We start from the raw sequence: 23,265 nt of genomic DNA on the forward strand, positions 1-23,265 counted from the left end.
AAAAGAGGTGTACTATGATAGCAGAAAAAAAGCTCGCTGAAAAGCGATTAACAGAAGCTTATAAGAATGCTAAAATTGAATATTTTGATAACAACTCTAAATATATATTTTTCAGTGATTGCCATAGAGGCGATGGTACACCCTCTGATGAATTTGCAAAAAACCAAAATATCTTTCTATTTGCATTAGAATTCTATTTTAATAATGGATATACTTATGTGGAAGTTGGCGATGGAGATGAACTTTGGGAACATTCTAACTTTAAACATATAAGACTTGCACATGATGAAGTATATGCTCTACTAAAAAAGTTCTTTGATTCTGATAGATTGATTATGTTATATGGTAATCACAATGTACACTTAAAATATAGCAATTTTGTAGAAAAGAATTATTATAAATTCTATGATGAATATAACGAAGAAGAAATAGAGTTGTTTCCTGGGATCACACCATATGAGGCAGTGGTATTTAAACATAAAAACACAGGCCAGGAAATACTAACTGTTCATGGTCATCAAGGAGACAGAATGAATGATAATTTGTGGCGTTTTAATATGCTTACAGTAAGATATTTTTGGAAATTTCTTCACTCAATAGGATTCATAAATCCTGCAAGCCCCGTAAAGAGTTCTGAAAGGATTCATAAAATCGAGCGTATTTATAGTCATTGGATTAAAATGAACAAAATTATGATCATCTGCGGACATACTCATAGGCCCCACTTTCCAAAAGTCAAGGAATTACCTTACTTCAATGATGGATCATGTGTTAGGGCAAGTGGAATCCAAGGAATTGAAATAGTAGATGGAAAAATAATGCTTATTGAATGGAGAATCAGAACTGATTCAGAGGGTATTCTTCATATAAAAAGAAAAATATTAAGAGGTCCAGAGCAAATTGAAAAATTTGACCTAAGAAATAACAAAACAAATATGAAATAAGCTATAATATCAGCAAATTCTTCTAAGAAATATTATTTATTAAAGCTGAGACTTTCTAAATATATATATTGCGATTCACGATGCACATTTCCTAATTCACAATTGCGTCTAAAATTCTTGCAATATTTTTAAAATTATGATTAAGAATTATTTTTGCAATATATATAGGAAAATCTCAGCTTATAAAATTACTAATTTACTACTTACTGTTTAATCTTAGGAATTCCCTACAATTTTATTATAATCTACACCAGCTTTAATTAAAAGCTGTTTCACTGACTCACTTTTTACATTAAACAAGGTATTTTTACATCCATTAAATGCCCCTTCTTCTATTTTAGTTATACTGTCAGGAAGAACTATGCTTGTTAAGTTAATGCAGTTTTGAAATGCACTATGCTCTATTGTTATGACAGTATTAGGAATTTTTATACTGCTTAAGTTTGTACATCCATAAAAAGTACCAATTCCTATATCTGTAACTCCATCTGGAATAGTTATACTGTTTAAATTCTTACATCCATCAAAGGCACTACTTCCTATACTTGTTACAGTGCTAGGTATTTCTATACTTTTTAAATTTACTCCTCCAGAAAATGCATTCCACTCTATATCTGTCACACCATCTGGAATTGTGTATTTTTCGTCAACTTTTCCAACAGGATAATTTACTATTTTAGTTCCATCTTTGCTATACAATACTCCATCAACGCTCTTAAAAGTTATATTGTTAATATCTACAGATATATTTTTTAAGCTTGTACATCCCGTTAATGCATATCCACCTATACTTTTTACGCTAGCAGGAATGTTTATGCTTGTTAAACCTGTACATCCAACAAGTGCTGATCTTTCTATGCTTTTTATACTATTTGGAATAGTTATATTTGTTATATTCTTATTTCTATAAAATGCTTTGTTCCCTATACTTGTTATTGCAACGTTATCAATTTTATCTGGAATTACTACATTGCTGTCCTTACCTACATAGGCCACTATTTCACCAGTTTGTTTACAAAAAGCCCATGCTCCTTCAATTGTGACGTTTGCAAATTGACCACTACTATTAATTCCATATTCATCCCTAAACTCATTTGGCATACTACCTAACATATAGCCTTTTGTATCAAAATAATATAAACTTCCATCAATTACTCTCCAGCCTGTGGCCCATGAATTTCCCTCTGCATACCACCAACCTGTTTTATTCTGCTTCCATTCTGCACTTGCACCTATTGGATTTAACATTAATACTGAAGCTACCACTAAAGCACTAGCTATTACTTTTGTTAATTTTAATTTTTTCATATTATCCCCCTATTTTTTGCAAAGGTACTGTCAAAGTTTTTTATCTAACTAAGGCAGCAACCCTTTAATTTTTCTTATTTTTTATATAAATAACTTGCCACCCCCAAAAAGTTAAGATATTTTATACTTGCAAAACAAAAACACTGAACTAAAAAAGGAGGCAAGCTATTACCATGATTAATAAGTTTCTTCTTGAAACTGTAATTTATCTTATTGAAATTATAAAGTATCTCATGACTTTGCTGGTTGGCAAAAACTTGCTTAAAAGCATTTCGGACGAACCTGTTAAGAAAGAATACCGAAAGCTTCAAGTAGATGATCAACCAATCTTTGATGTTCCCGAAAAACTTAACTATAAGCTTCTAATAGCTGAATATGAGTTTAAGCACGGCAAAGAATTTGCTCCTGTGAAACCTCGCAAAAACAAAGCGTTAGCTCCTAAGGATGTTATCTGTCCTAAGTGTGGTGCTCCACATACCTATCTTTACGATAATAACGGAGGCCGAGGACAATATCTTTGCAAAGTCTGTGATACCACATTCAATCCTAAAAATTACTATCAGAAATCCATAGTGTTAAGATGTCCTCACTGCAGTAAAACACTTGAAAGAATCAAGGCGCGTAAGGATTTCTACGTTTATAAGTGTAAGAATGATAATTGCTCTTTTTACCAAAATAATCTTAAATCAATGACAAAATCTGAAAAACAAGATTTTAAGAAGAATCCTGGTAAGTTCAAAGTTAGATACATATTTAGAGATTTCACTTTTGACTTTAAGCCACTTTCTAAAGAAAGTCCGGTAAAATCAAAGGTTTCTCTTCCAAACATTATGATTTCTTCTTACACCTTAGGACTCATTCTAACTTACTACGTTAACTACGGTTTATCTTCCAGAAAGACAGCTGCATTGCTTAAAGATATTCATGATATTAAAATATCTCATCAAGCAATTTTAAACTATGTTAATGCCGTTTCAATTGTAGTTAAGCCATTTATAGATAACTACGATTATAAACTTTCTGACTCTTTCTGCGGCGATGAAACCTACATAAAAGTTAACGGTAAGTGGAACTATATTTTCTTCTTTTTTGATGCTGTTAAAAAGATTATTCTATCTTACAGAGTATCACCACATAGAGATACCGAAACGGCTGTAAAAGCCATCGATGATGTTCTAAGTAAGTTAAAAGAAATACCTGAAGATCTTAATCTTATAACTGATGGTAACCCTATATATCTTCTTGCACAGCACTTCTTTGCAAGCCATAGTATAAAATTCGATGTTACTCAAGTTATAGGCTTAACCAATAAAGATGAAGTTTCAAAAGAATATAGGCCATTGAAGCAAATTATTGAACGTCTTAACCGAACCTTTAAAGGCAATTATAGAGCTACTACTGGCTTCGGAAGTCCTAACGGGTCGGTTGCATTTGTAACTATGTTTGTGGCATACTTTAACTTTCTAAGACCACATTCTGCCCTTGAAGGCAAAACTCCTGTAATCCTTGAAGAGTTAGAGTCAATGTCCAACATGCCTACTAGATGGTGCAAATTTATTGAACTATCTCAAGACTTTGTTCTAAATAACTGTACAATAACTGCCTAATGATCTAAAGCAGTTGGTGAAACGCACCCTTGACACGCCCACAAAGATAAATGGTAAAATATCTCAATAGGCGGGTCTATTAGTCATGTTCAAAATTATCATTCACCCGTCCTTAACTGCCTAAGACCATTTATCTTTAGGTGTGTCAAGGGCAACTAGCAAACATAATTTAACATTAAATGGTAGTTGGATTGATTTTTCATATATTTTTTACACTACCTTTGCAAAATAACAAAATTCCATTTTATTGTATTTTAACATAATTATTAATGATATTCCATAATGTTGTTAACCATTGATTTTTTTCATTTTTTTCTTCTTAACTTTTTAAAATGGTAAACAGTTTTATTTAAACCTTTGTTCCTTTAAGATTTATTTGTTCTTTGAGCTCCTCTAATCATACTCTGTCTATGTAATCACCTAATCTTTCTTTGTCAAGTGCATTTCCCCTATATATTTCTAATAACTTTTTCTACTAAATCATATACAATAGACCTTTAAATTTGCGCTACAAGCAAGTTTAAAATAATTTCACCAAATTTTATCTTGACAAATATAGGTTATACTACTATATTGTATAGTAGTATAATAAATGGTGGTGATTAAATTGTCTTCAATTAATTTAATAATACTTGGATATTTGCAGAACAAAGAGAAAAGTGCCTATGAAATGGTTAAGGAATTTGAAGTCTGGAATCTTACTAAGTGGTTAAAGATTAGTACCCCGTCAATTTATAAAAATATAATTAAGTTATGTGATAATGGGTATTTAAATTCAAGAACTGTTAAAGAAGGTGAAATGCCAGAAAAAACATTATATTCATTGAATGAAAAAGGAAATTTATATTTCAATGAACTAATGGAGGAAAGTTCAAAAAATATAGGAAATGTTTATTTAGAGTTTAATGCATTTTTAGCTAATATAGAGAACTTACCAGAAGAAAAAAGAAAAGAATACCTTAAAAACTTCAAAGACAAGGCAGAAGAACGTAGAGCTTTTGCAGAGTCAATTTATAATGACACGAAACAGCACAAGGATAAAATTGGTTCTGAATTTCTTATATTAGATTTATATAACGAATTCTACAATGTTTTACAAAAATGGTCTGAAAAAGTTTTTGATTATTACAATTAATAATTTAATGTCTCCAATAAGTCACTGTCAAAAATAACAAGGTATCATACTATTATTTTGCATCATACTAAATCAGTAGTATTAGTTAATAGTCAAATATGATCTAAGATTACTTCTTTATGTTACACAAAATATATGTATCATCTTTTACTTGTTATTTTCTTTCTAGTGCCTAAATCTCAATATTGTGAGACAATTTTTTCGCGTCACTACTATACTTTATAGTAGTTTATTATATACTAATATAAAAATGTTTTTATTACTATTTAGGAGGTTTGTCTTATGAACAAAAAACATCAATACATTTCTTTTGTAGCTATTATCTTAGGATTTTTTATGGCATTGTTAGATACAACTGTCGTAAATATCACTTTGCCTAGAATGACTGAATACTTTAATACCACTATAGATCATATTTCTTGGGTAGTAAATGCCTATAATCTAGCTACTGCAGTTATTCTAGTAACTGCTTCAAGACTTGCAGATCAATTTGGCAGAAAAAAAATGTTTATTTCAGGAGTATTTCTATTTACTATATCTTCATTTCTATGCGGTATTTCAAATTCCCTTCAAGCAATTATATTATTTAGAACACTTCAAGGGCTAGCCGCAGCTTTTGTTGTACCTGTCGCAGCGCCTCTTTCTGCCGAAATATTTCCACCAGAAATGAGAAAAACTATTATGGCACTTTGGGGAGCTTTTGCAGGTCTTGCTGCTGCAAGTGGACCATCTATTGGGGGTATAGTAACTCAATTTTTTAATTGGAGATATATTTTCTTTATTAATATACCTATAGGTTGTATATGCATAATATTGACTATAAAATTCATAAAGGAATCTTATGACCCAACCGCAAGCAAAAACATAGACTTTTTTGGAATTATAACAATCTCAATTGCTATGTTCTGCTTAACTTTCGCATTAATGAAAGCTAATGAAAAAGGTTGGACTTCAAGCTTCATCCTTTCCTTCTTTGCAATTTCTGCTATAGCCTTTATACTATTTGTCATTATTGAACTAAAAGTTAAAGAGCCCATGGTTCCTCTTAGTTTATTTAAATCTATACCATTTACAAACGGATCAATTACGCTATTTTTACTCGGTCTTGGTATGATGTCTGGTACCTACTTACTATCTTTTTTCCTAATTCAGATTAAAGGATTAAATCAGCTTTCAGCAGGACTTATTATTTCAACTATGTCCTTAACTTCAATGATTTTTTCAATATTAGCTACTGTTTTGACAAAAAAATTAGGCAGTAGATTAACTAGTGCATTGGGCATTCTTTTACTTTGTATTTCTTGCTACTTAAATAGTTCTCTTACTCAAAATTCTTCAAATATAGATTTTATTTTAAGATTAATTGTTGCTGGTTCTGGTACGGGATTAAGTATGGCAACACTAATAGGTTCTGTAATGGCTAACGTTCCTTTAGACAAAATAGGAATAGCTTCTGGAATAAATAATATGACAAGAACACTTGGAACTGTACTTGGAGTTGCCTTATTTTTGACTATATTTACATCAAATATGACTACCCAGATGTATGATGCTAAAGACTCTGCTATTCAAACAATACAGAATGACACTGTATTTGATGATGAAACAAAGCAACAGATGATTACTTCTATCAAAACAGGTATTAATAAAAACGTTAGTCTTTCAGAAATATTAAATACAATTGCTGAAAAAGAAGCTACTGTGTTAACCTCTGCTCAAGCTATGGATGAAGATAAAATTAAAGAAAGTTTTGAGAATCAAAAGAAAGAAACAAAAAAAATAGTATCTAATATCCAAGATACCTTTTTGACTTATACTGTTAAAGCTTTTAGTTTTACATTTAAAGTGAGCGCTATAATTCTCTTGCCAGGCATATTGTTTGCATTATTCAGCGATAAAAAGAGAAGTCGTGATATGAAAAATAAGAGGCTTGTTGAAAACATAAATAATGCATAAATAAACTAATAATAAAAATGCGTTGCGTAATAATCGCAACACATTTTTATTATAATAGCCAATATTTTTTCAAAAAGTTTTGATTTATAGACACTATTAACTTACTTTTAATTTTCTCAAAAAAGCTACTCTCTTTTTATTTGTAAATATAACATGAATACATTTCCAATATGAAATTTATCATTTAGAATGTTCTTTTATTTTTCTAATTTACAATTGTGATTTTTACATTAGGGGTCCCATCGAATACATATTGTCCTATAACAGTACTACTATGTATATTCATTGATGTTAGTTTATCACAATTTTCAAATGCACCCCCTACAATTCTTTTCACACTTTTAGGTATATCTATAGATCTTAAACTATGGCAACCGGCAAAAGCTACATTATCTATATATGTTACATTATCTGGTATTATTATATTAGTTAAGTTTCCACAGCCTGAAAAAGCCCCTTGCCCGATACTTGTTAGACCATTAGGCATTGTCACACTAGTTAACTTAATACAACCATTAAATGTTGCTTTCTCTATTTTTTTTACACTTTCAGGTATACTAATTGCTTTTAAATTGCTGTCCCATTCAAAAGCGCTTTCTCCTATACTTGTCACACTATTTGGTATTGTTACACTCTCTATTTTAGCTGAGCTATTATCAGTAGAAAATGCTCCTCTTCCTATACTTGTAACTGAAACACCATCAATTTCACTAGGTATATTTACAACCGTGTTAACTCCGCTATATCCTACTATTGTTCCAGTTGATTTATCAAATTTCAAATTTTCACTTGTTGTCATCACTTCTTTCCATGCTCCACTACTATCTAAATAGTATCCATCAATGGTTTTATCATGTTCCATATAACCTCTTGAATTAAAGTGATACCATTTTCCATCAATTTCACTCCAGCCTGTGGCCCATGAATCTCCTTCTGCATACCACCATCCTGCTAAATTATGTTTCCATTCTGCATTTGCACCTATTGGATTTAGCATTAATACTGAAGCTACTACCAAAGCACTAGCTATTACTTTTGTTAATAGAATTATTTTATCTTTTCTTGGAATTCATCAAAATCTTTAGAAATAATTGCAATTTTAGTCCATCTCTTTAATATATCTATATTATTTTGTTCATTTATACACTCAACTAAATTTTGTGGCACATTCCCTAGTTCTTTTAAATTATCTAAAATAGTTTCTTTTAATCCTTCCATTTTCCCTTCTATTTTTCCTTCTTCAATTTTCTCTCTATCTCTTTCCAATAAAGTCATGAACTCCACCTCCACCGAAATATCATTTTTAACTTCATTAACTCTTTTATGTATATTTTTAACAAGGTTTCCTTTAGCATGCTTTACTCTATCTTCTGTTGAATCTTCTATATAATCAAGAAATTCCAGCAACTCATAACTTAAGTCTTTCATGATTCCTTTAGTATTTAATAGTATTTTTTGTGCTTGATCATTTAAGATTATATCACTATCTTCTAAGCATACATTTTGAAAAGTATATTTATGACGACCTTTATTAAACAAATCAAATGTACAAATAAATATTATGTAGCTCTTTGCAAGTTTCCTATAATCTTCACCCTTACTTATCAAGTCTAAATCTATACTTCCTTGATAATATCTTAGTCTTTTAGGCAAATTTTTATGTTTTCCTCGTTGCATCTCTACATTATAAATTGTATTATTTTCATCTTTAACATAAACATCAAGTCTAATCCCCTTGCTCTCTAGCAATAAATCTATGGTTTTTTGCTCTTCAACTAGTTCGACTTTTTCTATTTCAATTTCTAAAATCTTTTCTAATAATTCTTTGCAAATTTCTTTATCACTCATAACCTTTGCAAAAAGGAAATCATCTTCAAGATTTAATTCCTTTAATGTCTTATCCATCTTATTAACCTTACCTTATTCATCATCTTTTGTTTTGATTATTAACAACATTATAACTAATTAAACATTTAGTTTCAATAGCTTCTGGCTTTGGAAATCCCGCCCCATTTCTTGAGCTAGCTAACACATACAATTAAATTTCAATTTATATATGAATTATAATAAGAATCACTGTAATTTCAATATAAGAATTGTTAATTCACAGTGATATTTGCTCTAATTATTATATTGGGGATAATTATAATATCTAAGATATTATGTTATTGATGCTAATTTAGAACTTAATGCCTTATATTAATAAAACTGTGAATCTTCATAATAAAATTCTTAGTTTTTTAATATCATATTATATTTCATAATATTTGTTTCTTCAAAACCTTTTGATACGTCTCAGCCATTATATTTTCTGCAACATAGTTAACTTTTTTCATTTTTACCTTCTTAACTTTTTAAAAAGGTAAAAAGTTTTATTTAAACCTTTGTTCCCTTTTAAAAATATACAATGAAAACTTTGAAAAAATTCTTATTGTTAAAAAGGTTTATTTAAAAAAGGGTTTAAATTTTATAAGTTTATTTGAAAATACAATCCATATACTATAAAATATTTTTTGAGGTGTTATGATGAAAAAAACTATTAATGTTGTAGCTGCAATTATAAAAAATGATAGCGGAGAAATATTATGTGCTTTACGCTCTCCTACTATGAAATCGCCAAATCTTTGGGAGTTCCCAGGTGGTAAAATAGAAGCTAACGAAACTCCAAAAGAAGCTATTGAAAGAGAAATTTTTGAAGAATTAAATTGTAAAGTGCGATATATTAATATACATAATGAAAATAGACATGAATATGATGATTTTATTGTAAATTTGATAACTACTAACTGCGAATTAGTAAATAGCTATCCTAAATCTAATGAACATGCAGCTTTATTATGGCTGAAACCAGAAAGCCTGCTTTCTTTGAAGTGGGCTCCTGCAGATATTCCTGCTGTGCTTGAAATAATAAAAAATCATGCCATTATTTAGCATGATTTTTTACACTATTAGATATATTAAATTTAAACTAATTGATTTGTTCATTAATTTGAAAATTTTCTATTCAGATAAAACCATGTATTAAAATTTTCACTTTATAGATAACTATTAAGATTTATTTGTTCTTTGAACTCATCTAATCCTACTCTATCTATGTAATCTCCTAATCTTTCTCTGTTAGTTGCATTTTCTCTATATACTTCAATAACTTTTTCTATTAAATCATATACCTTTTCTTCTGATACAGAAAGTGCTATTCTATCTGCTATTCTTGGTCTAGCTCCACCTTTTCCGCCAACATAGAACATCCATCCTTTTCCGCTTCCTATTAATCCTATATCTTTAAATGCACTATCTGCACAGCTATGAGGGCAACCACTTACTCCCATTTTTAATTTATTAGGTAATTCTTTTCCATGATATAAGCTGTCCAATTTTGAACCAACTGCTACTGAATTTTGAAGACCTCTTTTACAAAAAGTAGTCCCTGGACATACTTTTATACTTCTTACACATAGACCTACTGCTGCACCTGGGTCCATCCCTAGATCATCCCAAGCATTATCTAAATCTTCTTCTTTTAATCCAACTAATGCAATTCTTTGAGCTCCTGTAACTTTAATAGCTGCTGCATTATATTTTTCAGCTACATCTGCAATATTTCTTAAAATCTCTGGAGTTACAAGTCCAGCAGTTAAATGTGGAGCAATTGCATATGTTTCCTTATCCCTTTGCAATATTGCCCCTTTTTCTAATAAATCAGTTTTCATCGCGTATCTCTCCTAATTCTAATTCTCAAAATAAAGTATTAATGTTATATAATAATTTCTATTAGTTATTGTATCATATTTATAATCCAACCTCTAGCGAAAACATGATATTCGAAATATTCTGAACATATAAAGAATATATAATATATGGCATATATTTAGATTAACTCCTATTCCTTAAGATGCCAATATTTATGTAGCTTAAGTTCGTGTTTTAAAATATTTTAAGTTAAAATACCGATTGACAAATTTAATTTTACACAATATAATCTATTCATATTGAATGTCGTATAAAGATTAATAATAGTGGAGGAAAAGATTATGAAAATTTTAGCATTGGAATTTTATAAAAATGGAAGAATGAAAGAATCCTTTGCATTTGGAGGATCACTTGAAAAAGAAAAAATTAATATAAACAAAGATTACCCTGCAAGCCTGCAAAATTATTTAATAGATACTGGAAAAGAGGTTATTCTAGTAGACACAGGTTTACCAGTTGAGACTCCTGATTTTGAAGACAAACCTGATCAAGCCTTATATATGGGTGAAAAAATTGCTAATTTTAAGGAAGCACTAAAAAATGTAGGTTATACTCCAGAAGATGTTAGCAAAGTCGTTTTAACTCATAAACATCCAGATCATGCTGGTGAACTTAGAATGTTTGATCATGCAAAGATTTATATATCAAAAATAGAGCTTGAGGCTATGAATATTGCAGGCGACAATTTAGTTGAAGTTAATTTTACTGATGGGCAGTATAAAAACTTTGATAAAAGCCAAATTATAAGTGAAAATATTTATATGTTGCCAGCTTATGGACATACTACTGGAAATTCATTAATTGTTGTTTATGATAACGGTATTCACTACATGATTCATGGTGATGTTACTTACACAGACGAAGCTTTAAGGCAAAACCAATTATCTGTTGTCTTTGAAGATAAAGGACAAGCAATTGAAACATTAAATAAAGTCAGAACTTTTATAAAAGAAAATGATACAGTTTATTTATCAACTCATACTCCAGAAGGTGTAACTTCCCTTAAAAATAACACTATAATGAAATTGTAATAAATCGTAAAATTGAAAGGATTGAATAAAATGAATAATACAATAGAAAATATAAAAAATCATAGATCAATTAGACAATATTTAGATAAGGATGTTTCAAATGAAATCATAGATGAAATAATAAAAGCTGCCCAAGCCATGCCTAATTCAATAAATGGTCAACAAACAACTGTCATAGCTATAAGAGATAAGGCAAAAAAAGAAAAACTTGCAGGGCTTGTTGGGAATCAAGAATACGTAGCTAAAGCTCCTGTTTTCTTAGTTTTCGTAATGGATTTTTATAGAACTTACTTAGCTGGAGAAAAAACTGGTTCTAAGCAAATAATACATGAAGACATTGAAAGTGCTCTAGTTGGTGCTGTAGATAGTGGAATTACTTTAGGTGCAGCAATAATTGCAGCTGAATCTCTAGGCCTTGGAACTGTTCCAATTGGTGGAATAAGAAAAAATCCCGAAGAAGTTATAGAACTCTTGGATTTGCCTAAATATACATTCCCACTTGTAGGTCTTGCAATAGGGTATCCTTCAGATGAATCACACCAAAAGCCAAGAATTCCTTTTGAAAGCTTTAGACACAATGATACTTATAACAAAGAAGCTATAGAAAATTCTATTGATAGCTACGATGAAGAAATGGAAGCTTACTTAAAAGACATCGGTAGATATGATAAAGAAAAAAATTGGAGTACTTTAACTTCAAGTGTTTATCAAAATATATACTATCCAAAAGTAAAGGATGCAATGAAGAAACAAGGATTTACCCCTGAAAAATAAATCTCTATAAATTTTATGTTTTTAAATTAGCTGTTTAGATGATAGTTTTTTTCATATATATTTCCCTAATAAATAAAGAGTACCAATCATATTCCCCTTATGATTGGTACTTTATTTGAATTTTCAAAGTTGCTTTGTAGCTTAATGCTTAATAAGTCTTCCCCCTATTTTCATAAGTATTAACTCATTCATCATATTTAGCCCCATTATTATCATCAATTAAATTTAAACTTTTAGAAGATAATTTAACTATACGACTCACTTTATATTAACACTAAAAAATAATTTACTATAATAATTTTTATTAAGTCTACTTTTTACATTATTCAAACTAATCCCCATATCATCCAGTTATTCAAATTTTAATTCTTAATATTTCTTCCTTATTTAGTTTTGAGTATTTTTCAGAAAAATTTTAAAAGAAGGAATATTCAAAATATTTAGAATATGATATAATAAGATAAAAATATATAGAGGTGGTATGCTTTATGGAGAAATATGGAGATCATGAAATAATCGTAATACAGAATAATGAAAGTCAATACCCATATAAGGCAATTGCAAAAATAGGTGATAATGAGATAAAGCATAAGGGACAGAGTAAGTCTGAAGCAATTGATTTAGTTAAGCAAAGCATTAATAAGTTAAAATCTAAAAATATAATTTAACTGTAGTTTAAGTTATTTCAGATGAATGAAAACTATTACACTTGAAATATTAGGTATGAAAACTACATATAACCCTCGACTTATGTCGGGGGTTTTTACCTTAGAAATAGAAAAGTTACCATGTTACAGATTATATTAAAACGTCAGCAGGTAAAATATTATTTTCAAATTCATAAGAATACATTGTTTATTCTTATATATCAACTTTACTTACGGTACGAAGCCTGCCTTTGATAGGTGTTTTTTGTAACTGCTGGAACACCCACTCTCCTTTATTATTTAATATTTCTACAAAGGTAGATATATCAACTATATTGATGATTCCTATATCGTCTTTTGTCATGCCTTCAATATTACAAAGCGTGCCTACAATATCAACTGCCCTCATCTTTGTTTTCTTACCTGCATTAATATGTAATTTCATAATCTCTTTACTTAACTTCGCACCCTTTGTTTCTTTAATTTCAGATCTTGTATTCATTTTCAAATCAAATTCTTCTTTGAGATTATTTACAGTTTCCACTTTAGGTCTTTCCTTCAAAAGAATTTCTTTACCGATATACTCATGTATATCATTTAAAAACTTACTTTCATTTTGTGTTACAAAAGTAATCGCTTTACCCATCTTGCCTGCACGTCCAGTTCTTCCTATCCTATGAACATAACTTTCCTTATCTTCTGGTATATCATAATTAATTACATGGGTGATATTATCTATATCTATCCCTCTAGCTGCAACATCTGTGGCTATTAGATATCTAAAATAACCTTGCTTAAAATTATTCATTACTCTTAATCTATCACTTTGTTCCATTCCGCCATGTATTTTTCTACAATTATACTGGAGCTTTGCTAGCTCCTTATAAACTTCATCTACCTTTTGTTTTGTATTGCAGAATATCATACAGCTATCTGGATTTTCCAATATAGTTATATCTCTTAAGAGTTCTATTTTATTTGATTCATTTACATTATATCTTTCTTGACATATATTATCTGCGGATTTATTTTGCTCCTCTATTTCAACATGTATAGGATCTTTCATATATTTATTGCATAAAGTCTCTATGTCTTTTGGCATTGTGGCTGACAATAACATGGTCACACGTTCTTTTGATAAGTTTTTTATTATTGTTTCTATTTGCTCTACAAATCCCATATTAAGCATTTCATCAGCTTCATCTATTATAAGATACTTTATTTTTGATGTATCAAATGTCCCTTTTTCTATATGATCTATAATACGACCAGGTGTCCCAACTACTATATGTGTCTTTTGCTTAAGTTCCTTTTCTTGATCATAGAAAGGTGAATTCCCATAAATTGCAGCTGCTTTAATTCTTTTAAATCTACCTATATTAAAAAAATCCTCTTTGACTTGGATAGCAAGTTCTCTTGTTGGTGTAATCACTAATGCTTGAGGTTTATTTTCTTCCCAATCCACTAATTGACAAATAGGAATAGCATATGATGCAGTCTTACCACTTCCAGTTTTAGACTTTACTACTATATCCTTTTCTTCTAACGCAATCGGTATAACCTGTTCTTGAACTTTTGTTAACTCATTGAAATTCAACATACTAATTGCTTTTAATAGCTCATTGCATAACTTATAATCATTAAAATTTGCTTTTATCATTTGATCATCTCTTTTCTATATTTCTTACTATTATTGTTACAAATATGCCTTTTTATCCGATATTTTCTCTTTATCATTATAATCTATATAACAATATGCATACTAACCTTTTTATTACATAATATCCACGTATTTCTACTATTCATTTAATGATAACACGCGTGGTTAAACACCCCAAAGACCAACGATTGACAGTGGCAAGCACCAGCTATAAGCTTTAAAAATAAGTTGTAAATTTTAATATGTAAAAAGCCATCCTTTTGCGGATAGCTTTTTGCGAATTCTAGTGTCAAAATTAAGACTTTCAAATTATGAAATATTTCTTTATCAGATTCTTACACCTTAACAGCTATATAATTTCAATTCTTTTAAGTTGATAGTTATACCTAATTTTAACAATACATCAAGCCCAAGTAAACCATTTATATATCCTTCTTCATCAATTAATCCAAAATCTATATTTACATCTTCTAGACAATTTCTTCCTATATTAACTGAATTAATATTTTTCCTATAAGAATAATGCTCGCCACCAACACCATACATTGTGATAAATTCATCGTCTGCTTCCGCTTTAATTCCTAATTTATATACACTATCTGGATTAATAATAGTATGTGCAGCACCTGTATCTACAACTACATTATTAATTATTACATTATTGCCCTTATATCCAATATTCATATCAACAAATAACAAACCATTTTTATATTCTAACTTCATCTAATTGCTCCTCTTAGTACTGGCATTTGAACTATATTCATTGATAATTCTTCTTTTGATGTATGAAATACAAAATTATCGCCTTTACATCTAATTAATATATTGCTTGCTTCTTCATCATCCAAAACTCTCACTACAGCTACATCATCTATACACTTTTTGTTCTCTTCAATATGAGCCTCTAAGCTTTTCAAAAGCACAAATTTATTAGGGTATATAGTTCTTACTTCTTCCCACTTCATATTCTCACATCCTAACATTTATAATAAGTTTATAAATGAGTCATTTTTTCTATCCATATTTCTACCTCCATTATATCATAAATTTAGGTTTGATCACTCATATGTCTATATTATAATTATTTCCAGTATCGAACAAAATATACGCACATATGTTCTTGTTAGATGATAAAATTAGAAGTATCCCTTAATACAATCCTTGATCTACCAGATTTTAATTATTTTTATTATAGATACCCAAATTATAAATTTGACACATTCATTATTCTAATTCATGTAATACTAATGGAAACATTAAATGTATAAGTGAATTTCCTGGTTCGGATATCTATATCTTTCCTCATTTCTCAATTTCTTTATTTTTCTAAAAAACTATAAGAAATCCTCTTTTAATATCCTTGAAATAATTTTGCAATGCAACGTCCATTAAATATTTCAAAATTTATTTTTCGTATCATGCATATTCAAAGCAAAACTACACATGCTAATATCATAAGGAACATAACAGTCGAGCAAAGATTTCTATATGCTCTTGATATGAGGGTGTATATAAGTCGAACAAAGATTTTATAATGGTTATAACATATAGTTGTTATGATAGTCGGCGATAAGATTTTATCTGGTGGGGAAAAGTTTTATTATAGTTGATTTATATCTATTATAATAGTACTCCAACTTATTATATAAGGTCGAGTTAACATTATTCAATGTGTTGAATTGATTTAATACAGCCGTGAGGTTATATTAAGTTGAATAAATATGTTGTGTGGTGGAGCGAAACATGGTAATTGGTTGTGATTTGTTGTATTATAGTCGAAAGATTATAATATGATGATAAGCTATCTATTATTGTGCTAGTGAAGATTGTTATGCTCTTTAAAAAACCGTATTTAGTATATATCTATGCTAGATGCGGTTTTTTTAATCTTGATTGTACCAATTAAGGCACTATTAAGAAAATACCAAATTAATTCATTAGCATATTAGGATCTGTTATTTTCTTTTATGTACTAAAATATATTTTTAAATTTTTAGTAATTCATGATTTCAAAAGTTAAAAATAAACATCTGAAAATTCTATTCTTATACGTTCATCCTTATTTTTAATATTTCTATCATAAATCATATTTTCCTTATCTACTGAAATAGCTGGAAGAGTCACAGTAAACTTGCTCCCTTTCCCATATTCACTTTCTACATTTATACTGCCACCATGTAATAAAACAATAGATTTCACTAGACTCAATCCAATACCCGTACCTTCAGCATTTCTAGACAAAGATTTATCCGCTTGTTCAAATCTATCAAATATAATATCCATTTTTTTCTCTTCGATACCAATTCCATTATCCTCTACTGATATTTCAACCCATTCATTCATATCCTTAACTTTTACAAATATTTCACCATTATCATTTGAAAATTTTGTAGCATTTGAAATAAGGTTTAGCATTATTCTCTCTATCTTTTCTGGATCACATGCAATAATCTTTTCTTCCGTATCCGTATCAAAAATAATATTTAAGCCTTTAATTTTAATAAAACTGGTTACTGACATGACTATTTCTTCTACGACATTAACTATATTCACATTCAATAGGTTAAGTTCAAAAAATCCTGCTTCAATTTTTGACGTGTCCACTATATTGTTAATAAGCTTTGATAATCTATAGGTATTTAGCTTTATTGATTTAAAATATTTAATAAGTATGTCCTTCTTATTTATTATTGAATCATCCATATAATACATTTCTAATAACTGAGCTGTTGCCGAAATTACATTTAATGGAGTTTTAAGTTCGTGAGATATATTAACCAATAACTCTTCCTGTGATTTTAATGTTTTTTCCATGATTTTATTCGTCTTTATTTCAGCAGTAACATCCTTTTCTAATAATTTATTTTGTTCTTCTAGCATTTTTTCTAATTTTTTTCTTTCTGTGATATCCCTGCTGAATCCTGATACAGATACTAAATCCCCATTTTCATTATATGTAGGAACTAAATAATCCTCTATCCAGACATAATGTCCATCTTTATGCTTAAATCTTAGACAAAAATCTTTGGAAAAATCAGTGTTTTTATCCACTCTAGATTGCATAATATTGGTATCCTCAGGATGAACAATTTCGAATACAAAATGAGGGTCAGTATAGTACATTTCTAGTTCATACCCTAAAGTCTCTTGCATCGAAGGGTTAACATATATAAACCTAAATTCCGGTAAAATTTCAAATACAAAAAAAACGTCCTTTGTTTTTTCACATGTTTTAATTAGTTGATTGTACCTCTCTTGAATGTGAATATATTTGCTTATATCAATAAGAGACAAATATGTCCCAACTATTTTAGAATCATCATTAAAAATAGGTTTAGAGACAACCTCAAAAAGTAACTGGTTGTCATCTTTTTTTAAAACTAAGGCCTCGAAACTTTCACGTGATAATAACTCATCAAATCTATAACCTAAAAATTTATCAATACTAGTATTTAGAATTTCATTTTGCATAAATCCTAAAACCCTATAACAGTTTTTAGAAATAAATTTAATAACTCCCTCAGTATCTACTTTAATAAGTAACTCTCTACTTATTTCAAAATTATCTGAATACACATTTAAGTTCATTTTTCTATTCTCCTGACAATATATGTATACTAAATTCAAAAGCAATTATTAAACATTGAAGAGTCTCAATTTGGATTTCCTTCATACATTTACATAATTTCTCACTAAAAATAATTATAACATATAATCACAAAGACATCTTAATTTTTTGTTTTTACTTTGATTACAGACAAAATTTTTACACAAATACATTTAGCAGTTATAAGTATATAATTTATGGACCTCAGAGGTTGTAGGCGAGAGTTTACGAACGACTTGCTAATAACTTAATCTCCAAATAAAAAAAGAGCCTTGTTACAGGCTCAATATTAATATTTATTGTATTACTTATTTAAGTTTTCTTCATATATATAACCTAAACTTTAAACTTAGACATTTCAACTTTTAACTTTTCTGCACTTTCTTTTGTTTGTGTAACCTGTTCTAATACTTCATTGGATTTATGATTAATTTCTGCAACTTTATTTGCTATATCTACCGTTCCACTTGCCCCTTCGCTTGTTGCTTCTGCTACTCCATCTATTGTTTTTAAAATATCATTAATTGATGCTAAAAGTTCTTCTGATGTTGAACTAAAGTCCATAACAAGGTCATCTACAAATTTTGCATCTTCGCTATACTTCCCTGCTACTTCAAGCATATTACTATAGTCTCTCTTTACATCTTTAGACACAAACTCTAAAAGATTATTTGAATTATATGAAAGATCGTTAACAGCTTCTCTAACCTTATTTGTTACTTTCTGTATTTCTGATACAGTATCTTTTGACTGTTCTGCAAGTTTTCTTACCTCTTCTGCAACTACAGAAAATCCACGCCCTGCTTCTCCAGCTCTTGCTGCTTCTATGGCTGCATTTAATGCCAATAGGTTTGTTTGTTCTGTTATCTGCATAATTGAATCAGATAGTACATTAATTTCTTCAACTACTTTTGACTTTTCTAAAGCTTTCTCAAGTCCATCTTTTGTATTTACAAATGTGTTATGAGCCATCTTTTGAGAATTTTCAATATTTCCTTTAGTTTGTTGTGCTCTTTTATTTATTTCTCCTGCTTGAATCGCTCCCTCTTGTGATTTTTCAGCTATTGATTGTACTGCCTTACCTATTTCTTGAGAAGTTGCTGAAGTTTCTTCTGCTGAAGCTGAGGTTTCCTCAATAGTTGCTGAAAGTTCCTGCGTAGTTGCTGAAACATCCTCTATATTTCCATTAAGAATTTTTACTTCATTATTTACTGTGTTAACAACCTCTTCAATTTTATCTGATTCTTCTACAATATTTTTAATTAATGATTTCAGGCTTCCATTTATATTATCTAACGCTTTTGCCATTGTTCCTATTTCATCTTTTCTCTTTTTCAATTCTACAGGTACTTCACTCGTAAAATCTCCACTTGATAGTATGTCCAAATAATTAACTGAAATATCTAAAGGTTTAACTATATTTTTTGTGATAATCTTAGACATCAAATATCCCACTATAATAGAAACAGCTATAGATATAACAAAAAATATTGTTATCTTTTTATAATTCTTATTGTTTAAATCATTAATCTCATCTGCTGCTTTTATATTATGTAGCGCCAAATCTTTTAAATTTACTTGAAAATTATTCGCCACATTTTTAATATCTTCATTCTTTTCTAATGCTTCCTTTTGCTTTCCCGCTAAAGCAAGTTTTAATACCTCATCTCTTCCTTCCCTATATTTTGACAAATCGTTTTCTATCGTTGTAATCATATCTTCTTCATACGTATCTAACTCCACTTTTTTATATTTTTGAAAGTTATCATCAAACATCTGCTTTCTTTTCTCAATGTCCTTCATTTTTTCATTTTGCTTGTCTTTATCATCTGGATATAATATTATGTAATACATATCCGCTTCAATTGCCCTTGCTTGATTTCTATTATCATTCAACCAGTTAATTGCATTTAATTTATTATTATACATTGATTCCATATTATCATTGCTTATTTTTAGTTGAATGTAACCGAAAATACCAACAAATACTGTAAAAATCAATAGTATTGAACTTAATAAGTGTAATTTACTTTTTATTTTGATATTACTTAATTTCAAAATAAGATCACCTCCAAATTTATTTTCGCTATTTTTTATACCATTACTCTCTGAAAAAATATTGTTGTACCGTTTTATTGCCAAATTCGACAAATAAACTCGCACTTTAAACCTATTTTCCCATAATATTCTTTTGTTTATAATTATAACACATTTTTTCTAATTTTATATTAGAATTTAATATAAAACAAAAAAAGCTTAAAGTTGATTATTTTTTACTTTAAACTTTTTATTTATTATATTATTTTAATGTTTAAAATCCATTCTTTTAACAAAGACTATAAAATATAATTATTGCAAAAGGAGGAATTTTTCATGGCTAAAGTTACTGGCGTAGTTAAATGGTTTGATACAGAAATAGGCTATGGATTTATATCTTGTGACAAAGGAGATGATGTTTTTGTACATCATTCCCAAATTAAAGATAAAGGGCCTGATAAAGATCTGCATGAAGATGAAAGTGTTACCTTCGACATTGAAAGTGGCGAAAAGGGACCTATGGCTACAAATGTTCAAAGATTATAATATAAGATTCTGGATATGTGGATTAAATGAATTCTATTATCTGCATTGTAAACTCATATTTCCTAGAGAGGTGCTTCTAAAGTAAAAATGGCTAAAGTTACTAATATAAGATATCTAATTTAATTGCCAAAAAAGAACCCTTGTTTTGAGGGTTCTTTTTTGGCAATTAAATAGTATTGGCTTTCTCTATATATTCTTTTAAAATTCCACATGTATGATTAAATTGTGATTTTTCTTTTTTAGTTAAGCTTATTTCAATAACTTCTTCTACTCCATTTTTACCTAATATAACAGGTACACTTGCAAAAACATTTTCTTCACCATACTGTCCTTCTAATAATGTAGATGCAGGAAGTATTCTCTTTTCATCATGAAGTATTGCTTTAACTATTTCACTTAAACCAACGCCTATTCCAAACTCTGTACATCCTTTTCCAGCTATTATCTCATATGCTGCATTTGCTGTTCTACTAGCTAACTCATCTAGATTAAGCCTTCCATAAGTTTCTGTTTTTTCCTTCATCAAATCAAATAATGGTTTTCCACCAAAATACACATGTGACCATGGTACCATTTGTGAATCCCCATGTTCTCCCATGCAATATGCTTGTATAGATTTCTGATCTATGCCTGTTTCATCTGATAATATTCTTCTAAGCCTTGATGAATCTAACGTTGTTCCAGTTCCAAAGACTTTGTTTTTCGGAAAACCTGTTTTTTTCCATATATAATGAGCTATTACGTCTACTGGATTTGATATAACTATAAATATACCATCAAATCCTGATTCTAGTATTGGATTTATTATAGTATTTACTTCTTTTATTGTATCTTCTAAATAATCTAAACGTGATTTATTATCTTCTGGTGGAATTCCAAGACTTACTACTACAATATCTGCATCTTCGCAATCTTTAAAAGTACCTTTTTTGCTTTTTACATAATGAGGTAAATATGAAACTGTATCACTTAAATCAACTGCTTCTGCATTTGCTTTCTTTTCTATTTTATCAATCATTACAATTTCATCACATATACCCTGTATTGCTAGAGAAAATGCACAATGTGAGCCTACATTTCCACTTCCAACTATTACTATTTTCCTAGTTTTTATGCTCATTTTTAATCACCATCTACTTCCGTTAATAATTAAGGATATGAAATAAAATAACGAGTCCAATTTTTTTGATTGTGCCTTAGTAAATTAATCCCTACTATTCAACAATACCACCTGTTGCTTTTTCAGCATTAGCTTCAATATCTGAAGGAATCTTTATATTTAATTTTTTTGCAACATCTGTATTTATAACTACTTTTATTTCACTTAATTTTGTTATTTCAATTTCTGAAGGCTTCTTTCCCTCAAATATTTCTGCAGCTTCAAAGCCTGCTTCTTTTCCTAATTTATAGTAATCTATACCTAAAGTAGCGAGAGCACCTTTACTAATTGCAGCGTCTTCAGCACCAATTACAGGAATGTTTTTTTCTAAACAAAGCTTACCTACTAATGTATAGCTTGAAGCTACTGTATTATCTGTTGGTGTGTATAGTGCATCAATTTCACCAAGAGCACTTGCTAAATTTTGATTTATTTCATTTGTATTAGTGACTGCTATTTCCTTTACTGTAATTCCATGTTTTTCTGCTTCAGCCTTAAATTCATTAACTTGAATTACAGCATTAGTTTCTGACGAATTATAAATTACCCCTACAGTTTTAGCATTTGGAATTAACTTTACTAATAATTCCATTTGTTTATCTACTGGAGTCTTATTTGATGTACCTGTAACATTAGTACCTGAACTCTTCCAATCCTTTGCAACTCCTGCTTTTACTGGATCTACTACTGCAGAACATACTATTGGGATATCTTTAGTGGCATTGTATGCCGCTTGAACTGCTGGTGTTGCAATTGCAAAAATCAAATCCTTCTTACTATCTACAAATTGTTTAGAAATGGTCTGTGTATTTGATTGATCACCTTGAGCATTTTGCTGCTCAATCTTTATGTTTTTTCCTTCTTCATATCCGTTTTCTTTTAGTGCATCAATAAAACCTTTATTAGTTAAATCCAATGCGTCATGTTGTACTAATTGTATAATTCCAATATTTTTTATTTCTGATGAAGAAGTTTTCTCTTTGCTAGATCCTGTTGCATCTTGTCCACATCCAGAAAGCACTCCACCTACTAAAACTGTACATAATAACATTGCTAATTTTCTTTTTCCTACCATATTACTGTCCTCCTAATTTTTCACTTTCA

At 29.3% G+C, this 23,265-nt stretch carries 20 protein-coding genes; 9 read left to right on the forward strand and 11 right to left on the reverse strand.

The genetic code is table 11. From position 1 onward, the window contains the following. Positions 1-14: 14 nt before the first annotated feature. Positions 15-944 carry a metallophosphoesterase gene (locus PZA12_RS14265; protein WP_078115369.1) on the forward strand — a complete coding sequence of 310 codons (930 nt, stop codon included), beginning with the start codon at positions 15-17 and terminating at the stop codon, positions 942-944. A 216-nt stretch (positions 945-1,160) separates the two neighbouring features. Here the strand turns inward: PZA12_RS14265 and PZA12_RS14270 are convergent, their stop codons facing one another. After that, entirely contained in the window at positions 1,161-2,252 is a 1,092-nt protein-coding gene (locus tag PZA12_RS14270) for a leucine-rich repeat domain-containing protein (protein ID WP_078115368.1), read from the reverse strand. Between the two features lie 173 nt (positions 2,253-2,425). Here PZA12_RS14270 and PZA12_RS14275 point away from each other — a divergent pair, with 173 nt between their 5' ends. The 3 genes from PZA12_RS14275 (at position 2,426) to PZA12_RS14285 (ending at position 6,950) form a co-directional block, all read left to right on the forward strand. After that, entirely contained in the window at positions 2,426-3,859 is a 1,434-nt protein-coding gene (locus PZA12_RS14275; RefSeq protein ID WP_168983577.1) for a DDE-type integrase/transposase/recombinase, read from the forward strand. A 607-nt stretch (positions 3,860-4,466) separates the two neighbouring features. Next, complete coding sequence (locus tag PZA12_RS14280; RefSeq protein ID WP_078115367.1) at positions 4,467-4,994, forward strand: PadR family transcriptional regulator; 528 nt, start codon at positions 4,467-4,469, stop codon at positions 4,992-4,994. A gap of 282 nt (positions 4,995-5,276) precedes the next feature. Further along, on the forward strand, positions 5,277-6,950 hold the full coding sequence (locus PZA12_RS14285) for an MFS transporter (RefSeq protein WP_078115366.1): 1,674 nt from the start codon (positions 5,277-5,279) through the stop codon (positions 6,948-6,950). 205 nt (positions 6,951-7,155) lie between these two features. Here the strand turns inward: PZA12_RS14285 and PZA12_RS14290 are convergent, their stop codons facing one another. After that, the gene (locus tag PZA12_RS14290; RefSeq protein ID WP_078115365.1) at positions 7,156-7,947 is read right to left on the reverse strand and encodes a leucine-rich repeat domain-containing protein; all 792 of its coding nucleotides are present in this window, start codon (positions 7,945-7,947) and stop codon (positions 7,156-7,158) included. A gap of 50 nt (positions 7,948-7,997) precedes the next feature. After that, positions 7,998-8,855 (reverse strand): Rpn family recombination-promoting nuclease/putative transposase, encoded by an 858-nt coding sequence (locus PZA12_RS14295; RefSeq protein ID WP_242964366.1) that lies wholly within the window; start codon positions 8,853-8,855, stop codon positions 7,998-8,000. Positions 8,856-9,476: 621 nt separating this feature from the next. Between PZA12_RS14295 and PZA12_RS14300 the strand changes: the two genes are divergently transcribed. After that, positions 9,477-9,881 carry a (deoxy)nucleoside triphosphate pyrophosphohydrolase gene (locus PZA12_RS14300; protein WP_078115364.1) on the forward strand — a complete coding sequence of 135 codons (405 nt, stop codon included), beginning with the start codon at positions 9,477-9,479 and terminating at the stop codon, positions 9,879-9,881. A gap of 104 nt (positions 9,882-9,985) precedes the next feature. Here PZA12_RS14300 and PZA12_RS14305 read toward each other — a convergent pair whose 3' ends face one another. Further along, the gene (locus tag PZA12_RS14305) at positions 9,986-10,660 is read right to left on the reverse strand and encodes an NAD(P)/FAD-dependent oxidoreductase (RefSeq protein ID WP_012058982.1); all 675 of its coding nucleotides are present in this window, start codon (positions 10,658-10,660) and stop codon (positions 9,986-9,988) included. Positions 10,661-10,981: 321 nt separating this feature from the next. Between PZA12_RS14305 and PZA12_RS14310 the strand changes: the two genes are divergently transcribed. From PZA12_RS14310 to PZA12_RS14320, 3 genes are all read left to right on the forward strand, one after another. Continuing rightward, positions 10,982-11,731 carry an MBL fold metallo-hydrolase gene (locus tag PZA12_RS14310; RefSeq protein WP_078115363.1) on the forward strand — a complete coding sequence of 250 codons (750 nt, stop codon included), beginning with the start codon at positions 10,982-10,984 and terminating at the stop codon, positions 11,729-11,731. A gap of 30 nt (positions 11,732-11,761) precedes the next feature. Further along, a complete protein-coding gene (locus PZA12_RS14315; protein ID WP_078115362.1) occupies positions 11,762-12,505 on the forward strand; it encodes an NADPH-dependent oxidoreductase in 744 nt (247 codons plus the stop codon). Positions 12,506-12,993: 488 nt separating this feature from the next. After that, positions 12,994-13,173, forward strand: coding sequence for a hypothetical protein (locus PZA12_RS14320; RefSeq protein ID WP_077839270.1), 180 nt, complete (start codon positions 12,994-12,996; stop codon positions 13,171-13,173). A gap of 193 nt (positions 13,174-13,366) precedes the next feature. On the opposite strand, the gene PZA12_RS14325 is transcribed toward PZA12_RS14320, so the two are convergent. From PZA12_RS14325 to PZA12_RS14345, 5 genes are all read right to left on the reverse strand, one after another. After that, complete coding sequence (locus PZA12_RS14325; RefSeq protein WP_078115361.1) at positions 13,367-14,812, reverse strand: DEAD/DEAH box helicase; 1,446 nt, start codon at positions 14,810-14,812, stop codon at positions 13,367-13,369. Positions 14,813-15,154: 342 nt separating this feature from the next. After that, a complete protein-coding gene (locus PZA12_RS14330) occupies positions 15,155-15,535 on the reverse strand; it encodes a retroviral-like aspartic protease family protein (protein WP_078115360.1) in 381 nt (126 codons plus the stop codon). Continuing rightward, positions 15,532-15,777: a hypothetical protein gene (locus PZA12_RS14335; protein ID WP_017210671.1), complete on the reverse strand. Its 246-nt coding sequence runs from the start codon at positions 15,775-15,777 to the stop codon at positions 15,532-15,534. Before PZA12_RS14335 ends, PZA12_RS14330 begins: the two co-directional genes overlap by 4 nt. Before the next feature lie 1,051 nt (positions 15,778-16,828). Next, the gene (locus tag PZA12_RS14340) at positions 16,829-18,400 is read right to left on the reverse strand and encodes a PAS domain-containing sensor histidine kinase (protein ID WP_103699086.1); all 1,572 of its coding nucleotides are present in this window, start codon (positions 18,398-18,400) and stop codon (positions 16,829-16,831) included. A 355-nt stretch (positions 18,401-18,755) separates the two neighbouring features. Beyond that, on the reverse strand, positions 18,756-20,477 hold the full coding sequence (locus PZA12_RS14345) for a methyl-accepting chemotaxis protein (protein ID WP_103699087.1): 1,722 nt from the start codon (positions 20,475-20,477) through the stop codon (positions 18,756-18,758). A gap of 315 nt (positions 20,478-20,792) precedes the next feature. Here PZA12_RS14345 and PZA12_RS14350 point away from each other — a divergent pair, with 315 nt between their 5' ends. Continuing rightward, positions 20,793-21,002 carry a cold-shock protein gene (locus PZA12_RS14350; RefSeq protein WP_103699088.1) on the forward strand — a complete coding sequence of 70 codons (210 nt, stop codon included), beginning with the start codon at positions 20,793-20,795 and terminating at the stop codon, positions 21,000-21,002. A 166-nt stretch (positions 21,003-21,168) separates the two neighbouring features. Here the strand turns inward: PZA12_RS14350 and PZA12_RS14355 are convergent, their stop codons facing one another. Further along, complete coding sequence (locus PZA12_RS14355; RefSeq protein ID WP_103699089.1) at positions 21,169-22,122, reverse strand: L-lactate dehydrogenase; 954 nt, start codon at positions 22,120-22,122, stop codon at positions 21,169-21,171. Positions 22,123-22,216: 94 nt separating this feature from the next. Next, complete coding sequence (locus PZA12_RS14360; protein ID WP_103699090.1) at positions 22,217-23,236, reverse strand: ABC transporter substrate-binding protein; 1,020 nt, start codon at positions 23,234-23,236, stop codon at positions 22,217-22,219. Positions 23,237-23,265: the final 29 nt, after the last annotated feature.

The sequence above is a fragment of the Clostridium beijerinckii genome, assembly GCF_036699995.1.
In the GTDB taxonomy this organism is placed as follows: domain Bacteria; phylum Bacillota; class Clostridia; order Clostridiales; family Clostridiaceae; genus Clostridium; species Clostridium helianthi.